Below are 13,421 nucleotides of genomic sequence, written 5' to 3'. Positions count from 1 at the left end.
GGCGCCCGAAGCATGAGGCCGGCGGTGCCGGGTATCCGCCGGGCATGGCGCGGTACACGAAGCCCGAACTCAGGGAGCAGGTCAAGGAAGAGATCACGGCCTCCGACAAGGGCGGCCGGCCGGGTCAGTGGTCGGCGCGCAAGGCGCAGTTGGTCACCCAGGAGTACAAGAAGCGCGGCGGGGGCTTCGTCGGCCCGAAGGACGATCGGCAGAAGTCCCTGCAACGCTGGGGCGGCGAACGCTGGCAGACCAAGGAGGGCGGCACCCGGGCGCGGCACGGTGACGAGACGAGCCGTTACCTGCCCGAGCGCGCCTGGAAGCAGCTCTCCGAGGACGAGAGGCGCGCGACCGACGCCAAGAAGCGGAAGGCGTCGAAATCCGGCAAACAGTTCGTGGCCAACACCGGGCCGGCCAAGCGCGCCCGCCGCAACGTCACCGCGGCCGAACAGCTGTCGGAGTTGCCGGTCGCCGAGGCGGCCAAGCTGGTGCGTGGCCTCGACACCGGCCAGCTCAAGACGGCCCTGCGACGCGAGCGCGACGGCAAGGCACGCAAGACGCTCCTCCAGCGGCTGGAGTCGGAGCTTCGCCGGCGCTGACCGTCGGCCACGGTGGAAGGCGGGAGAGCGGAGCGCGGCTTGTGCGGCGCGTCAGGGGACTGTAAAGACAACGCATGCGTCGGGTAGCCGTAGCGGCTTTGTCCGTGATCGTCGTGGCCCTACTGGGCGTCGCCACGAACGTCGCCACGGGAGCCCTGCCCGACGGGTGGACCCCGTACCTGTGGTTGGCCTGGCCGTTGCTCATGCTGCTGGTGTCGGTCCTCGTGGTGGTCGAGGTGCAGCGCGGCCGGGAGCCCCGGCGCGCAGCCACCGCCGTGCCGGCGCGGAGCCGCCGGGTCATGTTGGACCGGGTACGTCGCTACTGGATCGTCAGCGTCCTCGACCGCTCCCTCTACGAGGAGGCGCGCATCGAGTTGGGAGTCGCCGCGACCGCGGATGACCGCCGGCACCCGTGGAGTCTGCGGGCCGTTCATCGGGATGGCTTCGCCACCTCACTCGACGACCGCACCTCCATCTCGACCCTGTTCGACCAGCTCGACGAGACTGTGGTCATCATCGGCGCACCCGGGGCCGGTAAGACCACCACGTTGTTGGAGCTGGCCCGGGACCTGCTCGACCGCGCCGACCGCGACCCGGACGCGCCGATCCCGGCGGTGTTCAACCTCTCCAGCTGGGCGACCCTCCGCCGGCCGCTCGACCAGTGGCTCGTCGAACAGTTGACCGAGCGGTACGGCATACCGGCCGACCAGGCGGCTGCCTGGGTGGCGGCGGGGCAGATCCTGCCGCTGCTCGACGGTCTCGACGAGGTCGCCGAGCAGCACCGCGACGCCTGCGCCGAGGCGATCGCCGCGTTCCATGAGCGGCAGCCGTTGACCCCGATCGCCGTCTGCTGTCGGCAGGCGGAGTACGAGGGGCTCCGTTCCGAGCTGCCCCTCTACGGCACTGTCGCCATCCAACCGCTGGACCGGTCGCAGATCGAGCGCTACCTCGACCGGCTGGGACCGGGCGGCCTGCGAGACGCCGTCGACGCCGACCCTGAGCTGTGGAAGCTCGCCGACTCTCCGCTGATGCTCAGCATCATGGCGCTCGCGTACGCGGACGGGACCGGTGTCCGGCCGCTCGCGGCCGGCGAAACCTCACCCGGCTCCGGCCGCGACCGGCTGTTCGCCCGGTACATCGACACCATGCTGGGACGCCGACCGCACCCGCGCTGGGCACCCGCGCAGACGGCTCGCTACCTCTCCACCCTCGCCCAGGCGCTGCGCCTGCGGAACCAGACGGTCTTCGTGTTGGACATGGTCGACGAGTCGTGGTCGGCCCGGGAATCCGCATCCGGGTGGCCCATGACTTGGAACACCATGCTGCTCAGCTGGACCGCCATCGCCGCCGTCCTCGGTGCAGCGGCCTGGACGTGGGATTCGCCGCCCGGCGCGGTGCTTCTCAGCGGCCTGCTGGTCCTGGCCGGCCTGATGTACGCGAACAGGTACGACGGCCTTTTCGATCTGACCTGGGGCGTTCGAAGGCGGAACGAGTCTCGGCCCCCGAGGAGCTGGTTGCAGGACTGGGCCCTGGATCTCGTCGACAGCGCCTACCTGGAGCGGTTCGTCCTCGTCTCGGCGGCCGTCGCCGGCCCGGTCGTCGGAGGGCTTGCCGGCTGGTTCGCCCCCGGCGGTGCCAGTTGGCCCGCTGGCCTCGGCTACGGCGCCGGGTTCCTCCTCACCACGGTGGTGGCCCTCGTCGCTCTCGACAGCGCCCAGGTGACCCTCTACTTCCTGCCACCACCGCCTCGCGCCGGCCGACGTGAGCTGCCGAGCCCGCTGGTGGGGCAACGGCTGTCCTTCATCGCCCGGGGGTTGCCCGGGTTCGGCCTCGTCGTGGCCGTGCTCACCTACGTGCCTGTCGCGGTGGCCCGCGACTCCGCCGAGGCGCTCCGTGCCGCCATGCTGCTCGGCGGGGGCAGCATGCTGCTACTCGTCGCCGTGGCCGCGCTCTCGCCGATGGTCGAGCAGATCCTCGTTCGGCGGCGACTCGCCCGGGAGGACCTGGTGCCCTATCCACTGTTGCCGTTTCTCGACCACGCGGTGCAGTGCCTGTTCCTCCGCCAGGTGGGCGACGGCTACATCTTCGTGCACCGGGAGTTGCTCGACCACTTCGCCGACCGCGCGGAGGCGGACATGCCGCTGCTGCGATTCCGCGCCACCGCGCATGCCGCGCGGGAAAGGTCGGATCGAGTTGCCCCGGCGTCGAACGAGCCGGAACCGGCGTCTTGAACACCACCTGAGACCAGAACGACCATCCCGGTACGGCTCGGCCTCGCCGCGCCCAGGGAGGCTAGCCTGATCGCAGGCTCAGGCTGCCCCGGACCACCGTGGACCAGGTCTGGGGCCGACCGGCGCTGGCCGGCCAACCGTTTCGAGGAGACGACGCTGAGAAGAGACATCCTGCGGCGGCCGATGTCGATCATCGCGCTCGCGCTGGGCATGACCCTGATGACCGGCTGCGCCATCGACAAGGGCACGGCCCTCGAGACGGATTTCGTCGACGACTGGGCCGGCACGCCGGACGTCGCGAAGGTCGAAACCACCGGGAACAACACCCTGCCCTTCCTAGGAACGGCGACCGGCACCCTGATCGTGAAGGACGGCACGTCGGCCGACCGCGTGGCCGCGTTGGCGAACGAGCTGCGGGACTATGTCGCCCGGCACGGCTCGACCACCGGCCGGATCGCGGCGGATGGCATCACCTTCACCGTCGTCGCGGACAAGGGACGCACCAGCGAGGCACAGACGCTGTGGCGGTCGCTGACGGCCGATGCCCGGGTCGTGGACGGCGACATCGACGACGCGTCCAGGAAGGAGACCGACCGCTGGCGGGTCCAGCTCACGGCAGCCGATTCCCGTAGCGCGATGGCGGTGTTCAGGGACATGCTCGCCGCCGGCGACCGGCACCAGCCACTCTCGGACGTGACGCACCTGGAGGTCGACACGAAGCGCGACGTACGGCCCGCGCTCAAGGTCGAGACCGACCTCGACGGCGGGGTGCCCGCCGAGGCGATCGCCGCCTACGAGGCGGTGGCCGCCCAGTATCCGATCGCTGGCGCGTCGCTGAGCGCCAAACGGGCGAGCATCGTCGTGGCGGGGAACGCGGATCAGGACCGTGCCGGCGAACTCGCCAGGAGAGCGGCGCCGAACCTCGGTGCCGTCTCGGTCACCAGCGACAGGGGAAACTGAGACCACAAGCGGAACGCCCGGTGCGATCCTCGCGGATCGACCGGGCGTTTTCGCTGTTCACGAGCGGTGGCGGCGGGATTTGAACCCGCGGAGGGCGTAAACCCTCACACGCTTTCGAGGCGTGCTCCTTAGGCCACTCGGACACGCCACCGCCGAGAAGGGTACATGACCCCGGCTTCGGACGCCGAACCGGTATCGCCGGGAGCGGCCTGGCAGGATCCTTCCCATGAGTACGCACATCGGCGCTAAGCCGGGCGAGATCGCCGAGCGGGTCCTGATGCCGGGCGACCCGCTGCGGGCCAAGTGGATCGCGGAGACCTACCTCGAGGGCGCCACCTGCTACTCGACGGTCCGGGGCATGCTGGGCTTCACCGGTCGCTGGAACGGCGTCGAGGTCTCCGTCCAGGGCTCCGGCATGGGCATGCCCTCCGCCTCCATCTACGCCCACGAGCTGGTCAACGAGTACGGCGTGAAGACGCTGATCCGGGTCGGCTCCTGCGGCGCGCTGTCCGAGGATCTCCGGCTGCGCGACGTGATCGCCGCGATCGGCTCGTCGACCGACTCGAACATGAACCGGATGCGCTTCGACGGGCTGATCGACTACGCCCCGGTGGCCGACTTCGGGCTGCTGCGTACGTCGGTGGAGGTGGCCGAGCGGCGCGGCATCGCGATGCGGGTCGGGCCGATCCTGGCGGCGGACGCCTTCTACACCGACCGCCCGGACCTCTACGACGCCCTCGCCGACTACGGCGTGCTGGCGGTGGAGATGGAGTCGGCGGCGCTCTACACGATCGCCGCCCGGTTCAAGGCCCGCGCGCTGACCGTGCTGACCGTCAGCGACCACATCAAGACCGGCGAGAAGACCACCTCCGAGGAGCGCGAGCAGACCTTCAGCCAGATGGTCGAGATCGCCCTGGACACGATCATCGCCTGATCCTCGTCGGCTCCGGCGCCGCCCGTCATCCCCCCGGATGGCGGGCGGCGTCGCGTTTTCGTGACCACCGTCACCCGGCAAATTAATACGACCGGTCGTGCTTTTTGATTAGCCTCTCCCCATGACAGTCGACGGACGCGTCGCGCGGGGGGACCGGACCCGCACCGCCGCGCTGGACGCCGCCGTGGTCCTCGCCACCGAGGTGGGGCTGCACGGGCTCTCCCTCGCCCAGCTCGCCGACACGCTCGGGGTCAGCAAGTCCGGCCTGTTCGCGCACTGGCGTTCCAAGGAGGCGCTCCAGCTCGCCACCGTCGACCGGGCGGTGCGCCAGCAGCAGGAACGGGTCGTCCAACCGGCTCTGCGCGCACCCCGTGGCGTACGACGGATCTGGGCGCTGCACCAGGCCCGGATCGACTTCTTCGCCGCCCGGGTCCTCCCCGGCGGCTGCTTCTTCGCCAGCGCCGACTTCGAGTACAACGCGCGTCCCGGCCCGGTCCGGGACCGGCTCGCCGAGGCGTTCGGCGAGTGGACGGCGTTCCTCGAACGCCTCGTCCGGGAGGCGGTCGCCGCCGGCGAACTGCCCGCCGACGTGGACGTCCCGCAGCTGGCGTACGAGATCGACGCGCTCGGGGTCACCGCCGCGATGCGCTCCCGGCTGCTGGACCCCGACACCACCTACCGGCACGCCCGACTGGGCCTGCTGAACCGCCTGCGGGCGCTGTGCCCCGATCCGACCCTGCTACCGGAAGGCATCTCATGAGCCACGCCATCATCGACCAGCCCGCCGTCGAGTTCGGGCACGTCGCGCACGTCGCGGTGCACTTCGACGACCTCGACGCGTTCGGTCTCCTGCACAACTCCCGGTACGCGCTACTGCTCGAACGGGCCCTGACCGGCTACTGGGCGGACCACGGTGTCGCGTTCCAGGCCGGCCAGCGGAGCGCACCGGACGTGTTCCACGCCGTCCGCGAGTTCACCATCACCTACCGGGCCCCGGTCACCGGGACCGGGCCCGTGGCGGTGCACTTCTGGCTCGACCACTTCGGCACCAGCAGCGCCCGGTACGCCTACCGGTTCCACTCGCTGGACGGCCGCGTCGTGCACGCGGAGGGCCAGCGGTCGATCGTCCGGGTCGACCCGGCGACCCTGCGACCCGCCCCGTGGACCGACACCGCCCGCGCGGTGGCCGCGAACCTGCTCCGGCCCGCCCCGGCCGACGCCTGAGGGGTTAGGAAGGGGCCCTTCCTATACCGCAGACGTTAATAGGGTGCCCTTCCTTACACCCGGAAGAAGGCGCGCAGCAGGGCCGCGCTCTCCGGCTCCAGGACGCCGCCGTAGACCTCGGGGCGGTGGTTGAGGCGGCGGTCGCGCAGCACGTCCCACAGCGAGCCGGCCGCCCCGGTCTTGGGCTCCCAGGCCCCGAAGACCACGGTGGAGACCCGGGCCAACACCAGCGCGCCCGCACACATCGTGCAGGGTTCCAGGGTGACGACCAGCGTGCAGCCGTCGAGCCGCCAGCGGCCCAGCCGTTCGGCGGCCCGGCGTACCGCCAGCACCTCGGCGTGCGCGGTCGGGTCGCCGGTCAGCTCCCGCTCGTTGCGCCCGATCGCCAGCTCGGTGCCGTCCGGTCCGTAGAGCACGGCACCCACCGGGACGTCGTCGGAGCTGTCCGGGCCCGCACCGGCGGGGCTGTCCGGGCCGGTGACGGCGACCTCCAGCGCGCGGCGCATCCACAGCTCGTGCCGCTGCCGCCGGCCGGCGCCGTCCGGGTCCGCCAGCCCCTCGTCGGCGCCGGGGCCGACCCGGCCGGCCGCGCCGGGGGTCGGTTGCCCGGGGCGTACGGTCCCCAGGGTCGGATCGGTGGCGTCGGCCGGCTCGACGCCGCCCGCCCCGGCTCGCCCCGGCCCGGACGGGTCAGATCTCACGCAGTTCCTCGACCTCGTCGGCGCAGCCGAGCGCCTGGCACACCTCGGTGGTGACGTCGGCCGGCATCATGCCCTCGTGCGCGCTGAGGTCGAGCAGCTTCTGCGCGGAGATGCCCAGGTCGGCCAGGATGTCGGCGTCGCCGACCGGATCGGCCTCCGGGTCGACGGCCGGCTGCTCGGTCTCCTCGCCGCCACCACCGGACGGGCGCGGCTCCTCGGTGTCCTCCAGGCCGGTCACGGAGGTCTTCAGGTCCCCGACGAGCACGGCGCCCAGCCGGGACTCCTCGGCGTAGGCGGAGTCGGAGCCGAAGACCCGCAGGTCCTCCCCCTCGTCCAGGCGCATGATCACCAGGTAGGCGTCGTCCGCCTCGACGAAGAGCAGCGACAGGTCGGCGTCCTGGTCGACGTCGCGCAGCCGGTCGGCCGCGTCCTCGATGTCGGTGACGCCCCGCAGGTTCACCTCGGCGGCCGTCCAACCGCTGTCGTCACGTACGACCGCCGCAGCGAAGTACGACACGGTTCCCCCCAAAAAGAAGCCTCGGCAGGCCGACCCGTTACGCGTGCACGTTAGCCGGTCGGGTCGGCAGAAGACCGGCCAACGCCCCGAAGGACCGGTCAATCCTGGAAAGTCAGCCGGCGATCCGGCGGCGGGTGGCGATCAGCTCCCGGAGCCGCTCGCTGCGCACCCGCTGTGGCCGTTCGCGCTGGCGCACCGCCCGGGCGCCCGCCAACTCGGCGAGGAGCTGCTGGCGACGGCGGCTGCGCTCGGGATCGAGCCGCGGAGTGGTCCAGGCCATACCGCGAGGGTGCCGAGTTCGGACGGCCACGTCAAGCTGGGCTTCGCTGCGCAGCCGGCCGGCGACTCAGCGCAGTCGGGCGGCCGGCCGACGGGCCGGAGCGCAGCTCTACCAGAGCGGCCAGTCCCCGCCCGACGCCCAGCGCACCGCCACGATGGCGGCGGCGATGCTCCATCCACCGGCGGTGACGATGGCGATCCCGACGGCCACCCCGCGGTCGCCGGAACGGACCAGCAGCAGCGCGGCCAGCCAGGCCAGCCCGCCGGCCAGCACCGTCCACCAGGCGTAACCGGACACACTGCGGCCGAGCAGGCCGAACAGGAGCAGCCAGGCGGTCGCCGCGGCACCGCCGACCGCCACGCCCGCGCCGGTGACCGGGTGCGGCTCGCGGTAGGTGGGCCGGGACGGCGGCCCGGACGGGAAGAGCCCCGAGGGGGCACGCGGCACCGGCCGGTAGCCGGCGTCCGGATCGGGCGGGAAGGCGTAGCCTCCGGTCGTCACCGACCCCTCCCCTCTGCCGTGGACGTTCGTCCCACCGTACCGACTCTGTCAGGATGACCGGATGCCCTCGCCGACGATCGGACACCGCCGCGCGCGTCCGGCGTACCCGGTCCTGCTGGTGCTCGTGCCGGTGCTGGCCGCCGGCTGCGCGACGACCCGTCCCGGGACGGCGCCCGGCACCCCGCCCCCGACCGCGCCGGCGACCGCAGCCCAGCCGGCGCCGCCGGCCGCCACGCCGACCCCCGCCGCCCCCAGCGGCCCGGCCGCGGCGCCGACCCGCGCCGGGCTGCCGCACGTCTTTCCGGTACGCGCGGCGAACGTCGCCTACCACCCGACCCACTCGGCCTACCCGGGGACGGACATCTTCGCGGACTGCGGCGAGCCGGTCGTGGCGGTGACCGACGGCGTCCTCCTGGAGGTCAGCCGGGTCGACCGGTTCGACAAGTGGGGGCCGAGAGGGCCGCACAACGGCGGGCTGTCGGTGTCGCTGCTCGGCGACGACGGGGTGCGCTACTACGGCTCGCACCTGCGCCGGATCGCCGACGGGATCGACGCCGGGGTGCGGGTGCGCGCCGGGCAGCGGCTCGGCGAGGTCGGCCGGACCGGAAACGCCAACAACGTCTGCCACCTGCACTTCGGCATCTCCCCGCCGTGCCAGGGGCGGGACGGCTGGTGGATCCGGCGGGGCGTCGTCTGGCCGGCGCCGTACCTGAACTCGTGGCGCCGCAAGGGCAACAAGGAGCCGGCCGCCGAGGTGGCCGGCTGGCACCGCAAGCACGGCTGCCCGAAGGCACCCGCGACCGGCTGACGGGGGCGGCCGGAACCGGTCGGCTCACGCCCGCCGGCGGGGTCTAGCCGGTCCCGTATTGCCGGCATCAGCGGTTCACCGCTCGGAAACATTGACGTGGGTCTTGCCGCTCGGTTAGCGTCCGGTCCCAAGAGAGCGCTCTCTGAAGTCACTATCTTCGCAATTCGCCTTGCCGGTCATGCTCCGTCCCGACCGGCGCTCCCCGACCGGAGGCACCGTGAAACCTCCCGCGACACGCCGCACCTGGGCCGTTGCGGCCACCTCCGCCCTGGCCCTCGCCCTGGGCACCCTGGCCGTCGTCACCACCGCCCCCGCGCAGGCCGCCACCGTCGGCGCCGGCAGCTACACCACCGACCGGGTGGGCCCCCTGCCCACCGGCTGCGGAGACATGACCACCAACCCCCGGCAGTTCGCCACCGCCGCCGCACCCGCCGGGCCGGTCCCCACCAACGACTGGTGGTCGTCGCTGCTGTGGAAGCGGACCAACTGCGCCTTCAGCGAGCCGCTGCACGCGCACCCGGCCTCCTACCAGCCGGCCGGCGACGGCCTCGGGATCTCGGCCACCTCCACCCCGACCATCAGCGGCACCGCGACCGGGGTCGGCGAGTTCAAGTACACGTACTCCGAGGACATCCGGGTGGGCGTCGCCGCGCTCGCCGCCCCGGTCGTCAGGGTCGACGGCTGGAGCGACTGGACGGTCACCCCGTACTGGACCGACGGCACCCGGACCATGCGGGCCACCATCGGCCACGGCCTGCCGTTCGCGTACTTCCGCACCAGCGGCGGCGACGCCCTGATCAACGCCACCGGCGGCAGCCCCACGGTCTGGTCGAACAGCGGCGCCACGATCGGCTTCACCGTCCGTGGGCACGACTATGTCGCGTACGCGCCCACCGGCGCCACCTGGGCCGTCAACGGGGGACGGATCACCTCCACCCTGGCCGGCAAGGGCTACTTCTCCGTCGCCCTGCTGCCCACCACCCCGAGCACGGACGCCGCCACCCGCGCCGGGCTGGCCGGCACCTACGGCCAGTACGCCCACGCCCACGTCACGGGCACCCGGGTCTCGTACGCGTACGACCAGGCGAGCAGCACCGTCACCACCACGTACGGGTTCACCACGACCGCCCGCGAGGGCAGCGCGAGCCGGACGGTGGTCAGCCTCTACCCGCACCAGTGGCGGTCGCTGGCCGGCGCCACCCCGCTCACACTCACCTACCCGTCGGCGCGCGGCCGGATGAAGGTGCTCGCCGGCGTCGACCAGTTCCGCACCTCGATGAAGTTCAACGGGGTACTGCCGGAGGTCCCCGCCGTGGCGACCGGCACCGGGGCGGACCTGACCACGCTGCGCAACCACCTCGCAGCGGCCCGGGCCAACCCGATGGACCAGCGCGGCGCCGACACCTACTGGACGGGCAAGGGCCTGGGCCGGGCGGCCCGGATCGCCGAGATCGCCGACCAGGTCGGCGACGCCGAGACCCGGACCGCCGCGCTGAACGCCATCCGGAGCACGCTCACCGACTGGCTCACCGCCACGCCCGGCGAGACCGACGGCGTCTTCCACTACGACCGCAACTGGGGCACCCTGATCGGCTACCCGGCCTCCTACGGCTCCGACCAGGAACTCAACGACCACCACTTCCACTACGGCTACTACATCGCCGCCGCCGCCACGCTGGCGAAGTTCGACCCGACCTGGGCCCGGCAGGACCAGTACGGCGGCATGATCGACCTGCTGATCCGGGACGCGAACAACTACGACCGCGCCGACAACCGCTTCCCGTACCTGCGCGACTTCGACATCTACGCCGGGCACGACTGGGCCTCCGGGCACGGCTCCTTCAACGCCGGCAACAACCAGGAGTCCTCGTCCGAGGGGATGAACTTCGCCAACGCCCTCATCCAGTGGGGGCAGGCCACCGGCAACACCGCCGTACGGGACGCCGGCATCTTCATCTACACGACCCAGGCCGCGGCGATCCACGAGTACTGGTTCGACGTGACCAACGAGAACTACCCGTCGGCCTTCGGGCACTCCACGGTCGGCATGGTCTGGGGCGACGGCGGCGCGTACGCCACCTGGTTCAGCGCCGAGCCGGAGATGATCCAGGGCATCAACATGCTCCCGGTCACCGGCGGGCACCTCTACCTGGGCCAGTACCCCGCCTCCAACCGGGCCAACTACCAGGAGCTGGTGCGCAACAACGGCGGGGAACCGACGGTGTGGCAGGACATCCACTGGCAGTTCCTGGCACTCGGGGACCCGGCGTCGGCGCTGGCGAAGCTCACCGCGAACCCCGGTTACACGCCGGAGGAGGGCGAGAGCCGGGCGCACACCTTCCACTGGATCCGCAACCTCGCCGCGCTCGGGCTGGTGCAGACCGGCATCACCGCCAACCACCCGCTGGCGGCGGTGTTCCAGCGCGGCGACGGCGCCCGCACGTACGTGGCGAGCAACATCACCGCCACCGCGCTGACTGTCACGTTCTCCGACGGCACCCGGCTCAACGTGCCCGCCGGCAGGACGGCGACCAGCGGGGCGTACACCTGGAGCGGCGGCACCGCCACCGGCGGGGTGTCGGGCACGAACCCGCCCACCACCCCGCCGCCCACCACTCCGCCGCCCACCACCCCGCCGCCGACGACGCCCCCGCCGACGACGCCGCCGCCCACCACCCCGCCGCCGTCGTCGGACTCGCCGACCCGGTACCTGCTGCCCGGCGGTGGGCTGGGCACGGCCGGCGGCGCGGCGACCGCCACAGTGGCCAGCGCCGGCGGCGTGAACCGGGACGGCACGCCGACCAACCCGCAGGTGTTCACCGCGACCGGCCTAGACCTGACGTACGCGGGCGGGCAGACCACCTTCGACCTGTTCCTCGACGCCGGCAGCGCGGTCGGCAACGGGGTGCAGGTGCGGGTCTCCTACGACCTGACCGGCAACGGCGGCTGGGAGCGGGTGGAGACCTACCGGTACTTCGCCACCGACCCCGTCGCCGGCTACGAGCGCTACACGCAGCAGAGCGGCCTGCACTCCGCCACCGGCACCCTCGGCAACCTGTCGAACGGCACGGTACGGGTGGAGGTCTGGTCGGCGATCGGGACCAACCCGACCACCCTCGGCATCGGCGACAGGTCGTTGGTCAAGCTGCCGCACTCCTGATTCCGTGGCCCTCCGCTGATTCCGTGGCCCTCCGCTGATTCCGTGGCCCTCCGCGCCGTCGGTCGTCTGACGACCGGCGGCGCGGAGGCGTATTTTCCATGGCATGAGCGCCCGGGACCCCATCGCCGACCTGCGCCGGATCGCCTTCCTCCTGGAGCGGGCGAACGAGGCGACCTACCGGGTCCGGGCGTTCCGGTCTGCGGCCACGGCCCTCGCCGCGCTGCCGGCGGCGGAGTTGGCCCAGCGGGCCCGCACCGGCAAGCTCACCGAGCTGTCCGGGGTCGGCGACGTCACCGCCCGCTGCGTGGCCGAGTCGCTCGCCGGCGAGGAGCCGGTCTACCTGCGCCGGCTGCTCGCCACCGAGGGCACCGACCTGGACGCGGCGGCCACCGCACTGCGTACCGCCCTGAAGGGCGACTGCCACACCCACTCCGACTGGTCCGACGGCGGCTCGCCCATCGAGGAGATGGCGCTCGCGGCGGTCGAACTCGGCCACGAGTACCTGGTGCTGACCGACCACTCGCCCCGGCTGAAGGTGGCCCGGGGCCTGACCGCCGACCGGCTGCGCCGGCAGCTCGACCACGTGGCGGCGGTCAACGAGGCGCTGCCGGAGGGCTTCCGGATCCTGACCGGCATCGAGGTGGACATCCTCGCCGACGGTTCGCTCGACCAAGAGGAAGAGCTGCTGGCCCGCCTCGACGTGGTGGTCGGCTCGGTGCACAGCGGCCTGAACGACGAGCGGGCGAAGATGACCCGGCGGATGCTGACCGCGATCGCGAATCCGCACCTGGACATCCTCGGCCACTGCACGGGGCGGATGGTGTCGTCCCGGCCGGCCGGGGTGAAGGGGCCGGGTGACCGGGCGCACCGGCCGCGTACCCGGGCGGAGAGCGACTTCGACGCGGACGCCGTCTTCGCCGCGTGTGCCGAGCGTGGGGTGGCCGTCGAGATCAACTCACGGCCGGAGCGGCAGGACCCGCCGAAGCGGCTGATCCGCCGGGCGCTGGAGGCGGGCTGCGACTTCGCCATCAACACCGACGCGCACGCGCCCGGCCAGCTCGACTGGCAGCGGTTCGGCTGCGAGCGCGCCGCCCTGTGCGGGGTGCCCGCCGAGCGGGTGATCAACACGTGGGACGCCGACCGCCTGGTCGCCAGGACCCGCTCCGCCCGCTGAGGTCCTGGCTCCTCGACCTGGTGGACCGGGCCCTCGCCGGGCAACCCGCCGGCGACCAGGGGGATGGCAGCACGGACGCTGTCGAGCTGCCCCGTTCATGAGACCGCACCACACGAACGCCGGCGGCCACCGGGCGCGGCCATCACAAGCGACCAGCCATCACAAGCGCCGGCCGTCGCACGCGCCGGCCATCACAAGCGCCGGCCATCACAGGCGCCGGCCATCACAGGCGGCCCGGCCATCGCACGCGCCGGCCATCACAGGCGGCCCCGGCCATCACTGACGGGCGGCGGAGCGGTGACCGCGCCTGGACGGGTGCGAAGCGGCGGCGCGTG

13 protein-coding genes and 1 tRNA gene are annotated in these 13,421 nt (G+C 72.5%); 9 read left to right on the top strand and 5 right to left on the bottom strand.

Translation table 11 applies throughout. The features are described 5' to 3' along the window. The first annotated feature begins 44 nt into the window (after window positions 1-44). The 3 genes from ABZ809_RS29980 (at window position 45) to ABZ809_RS29970 (ending at window position 3,787) form a co-directional block, all read left to right on the top strand. A complete protein-coding gene (locus ABZ809_RS29980; protein WP_357565975.1) occupies window positions 45-596 on the top strand; it encodes a hypothetical protein in 552 nt (183 codons plus the stop codon). A gap of 104 nt (window positions 597-700) precedes the next feature. Then, on the top strand, window positions 701-2,827 hold the full coding sequence (locus ABZ809_RS29975) for an NACHT domain-containing protein (protein WP_357565974.1): 2,127 nt from the start codon (window positions 701-703) through the stop codon (window positions 2,825-2,827). A gap of 183 nt (window positions 2,828-3,010) precedes the next feature. Continuing rightward, window positions 3,011-3,787: a hypothetical protein gene (locus ABZ809_RS29970; RefSeq protein WP_357565973.1), complete on the top strand. Its 777-nt coding sequence runs from the start codon at window positions 3,011-3,013 to the stop codon at window positions 3,785-3,787. Between the two features lie 64 nt (window positions 3,788-3,851). Here the strand turns inward: ABZ809_RS29970 and ABZ809_RS29965 are convergent. Then, window positions 3,852-3,938 (bottom strand) — tRNA-Ser (locus tag ABZ809_RS29965). A 75-nt stretch (window positions 3,939-4,013) separates the two neighbouring features. Here ABZ809_RS29965 and deoD point away from each other — a divergent pair. The 3 genes from deoD (at window position 4,014) to ABZ809_RS29950 (ending at window position 5,945) form a co-directional block, all read left to right on the top strand. Beyond that, on the top strand, window positions 4,014-4,721 hold the full coding sequence (gene deoD, locus ABZ809_RS29960) for a purine-nucleoside phosphorylase (protein ID WP_357565972.1): 708 nt from the start codon (window positions 4,014-4,016) through the stop codon (window positions 4,719-4,721). 121 nt (window positions 4,722-4,842) lie between these two features. Further along, on the top strand, window positions 4,843-5,481 hold the full coding sequence (locus ABZ809_RS29955; RefSeq protein ID WP_357565971.1) for a TetR/AcrR family transcriptional regulator: 639 nt from the start codon (window positions 4,843-4,845) through the stop codon (window positions 5,479-5,481). After that, window positions 5,478-5,945, top strand: coding sequence for a thioesterase family protein (locus ABZ809_RS29950; RefSeq protein ID WP_357565970.1), 468 nt, complete (start codon window positions 5,478-5,480; stop codon window positions 5,943-5,945). Before ABZ809_RS29955 ends, ABZ809_RS29950 begins: the two co-directional genes overlap by 4 nt. A 53-nt stretch (window positions 5,946-5,998) precedes the next feature. Here the strand turns inward: ABZ809_RS29950 and ABZ809_RS29945 are convergent, their stop codons facing one another. The 4 genes from ABZ809_RS29945 to ABZ809_RS29930 form a co-directional block, all read right to left on the bottom strand. Next, window positions 5,999-6,451, bottom strand: a complete 453-nt coding sequence (locus ABZ809_RS29945) for a nucleoside deaminase (RefSeq protein ID WP_357565992.1) — start codon at window positions 6,449-6,451, stop codon at window positions 5,999-6,001. Window positions 6,452-6,635: 184 nt separating this feature from the next. Continuing rightward, entirely contained in the window at window positions 6,636-7,163 is a 528-nt protein-coding gene (locus tag ABZ809_RS29940; protein ID WP_357565969.1) for a tRNA adenosine deaminase-associated protein, read from the bottom strand. Window positions 7,164-7,275: 112 nt separating this feature from the next. Further along, window positions 7,276-7,443, bottom strand: coding sequence for a hypothetical protein (locus ABZ809_RS29935; protein WP_176737346.1), 168 nt, complete (start codon window positions 7,441-7,443; stop codon window positions 7,276-7,278). A 108-nt stretch (window positions 7,444-7,551) separates the two neighbouring features. Then, a complete protein-coding gene (locus ABZ809_RS29930; protein WP_357565991.1) occupies window positions 7,552-7,890 on the bottom strand; it encodes a hypothetical protein in 339 nt (112 codons plus the stop codon). 115 nt (window positions 7,891-8,005) lie between these two features. On the opposite strand from ABZ809_RS29930, the gene ABZ809_RS29925 reads away from it, so the two are divergent. The 3 genes from ABZ809_RS29925 (at window position 8,006) to ABZ809_RS29915 (ending at window position 13,086) form a co-directional block, all read left to right on the top strand. Further along, complete coding sequence (locus tag ABZ809_RS29925) at window positions 8,006-8,752, top strand: M23 family metallopeptidase (protein WP_357565968.1); 747 nt, start codon at window positions 8,006-8,008, stop codon at window positions 8,750-8,752. Window positions 8,753-8,969: 217 nt separating this feature from the next. Then, window positions 8,970-11,912 (top strand): glycosyl hydrolase, encoded by a 2,943-nt coding sequence (locus tag ABZ809_RS29920; RefSeq protein WP_357565967.1) that lies wholly within the window; start codon window positions 8,970-8,972, stop codon window positions 11,910-11,912. A gap of 103 nt (window positions 11,913-12,015) precedes the next feature. Further along, window positions 12,016-13,086 (top strand): PHP domain-containing protein, encoded by a 1,071-nt coding sequence (locus ABZ809_RS29915; RefSeq protein WP_357565966.1) that lies wholly within the window; start codon window positions 12,016-12,018, stop codon window positions 13,084-13,086. The last annotated feature ends 335 nt before the right edge of the window (window positions 13,087-13,421 follow it).

The sequence above is a fragment of the Micromonospora sp. NPDC047074 genome, from assembly GCF_040643815.1.
Classification (GTDB): domain Bacteria; phylum Actinomycetota; class Actinomycetes; order Mycobacteriales; family Micromonosporaceae; genus Micromonospora.
Note: the sequence above shows the minus strand (reverse complement) of the source record. Positions and strands in the feature narration are given on the sequence as shown.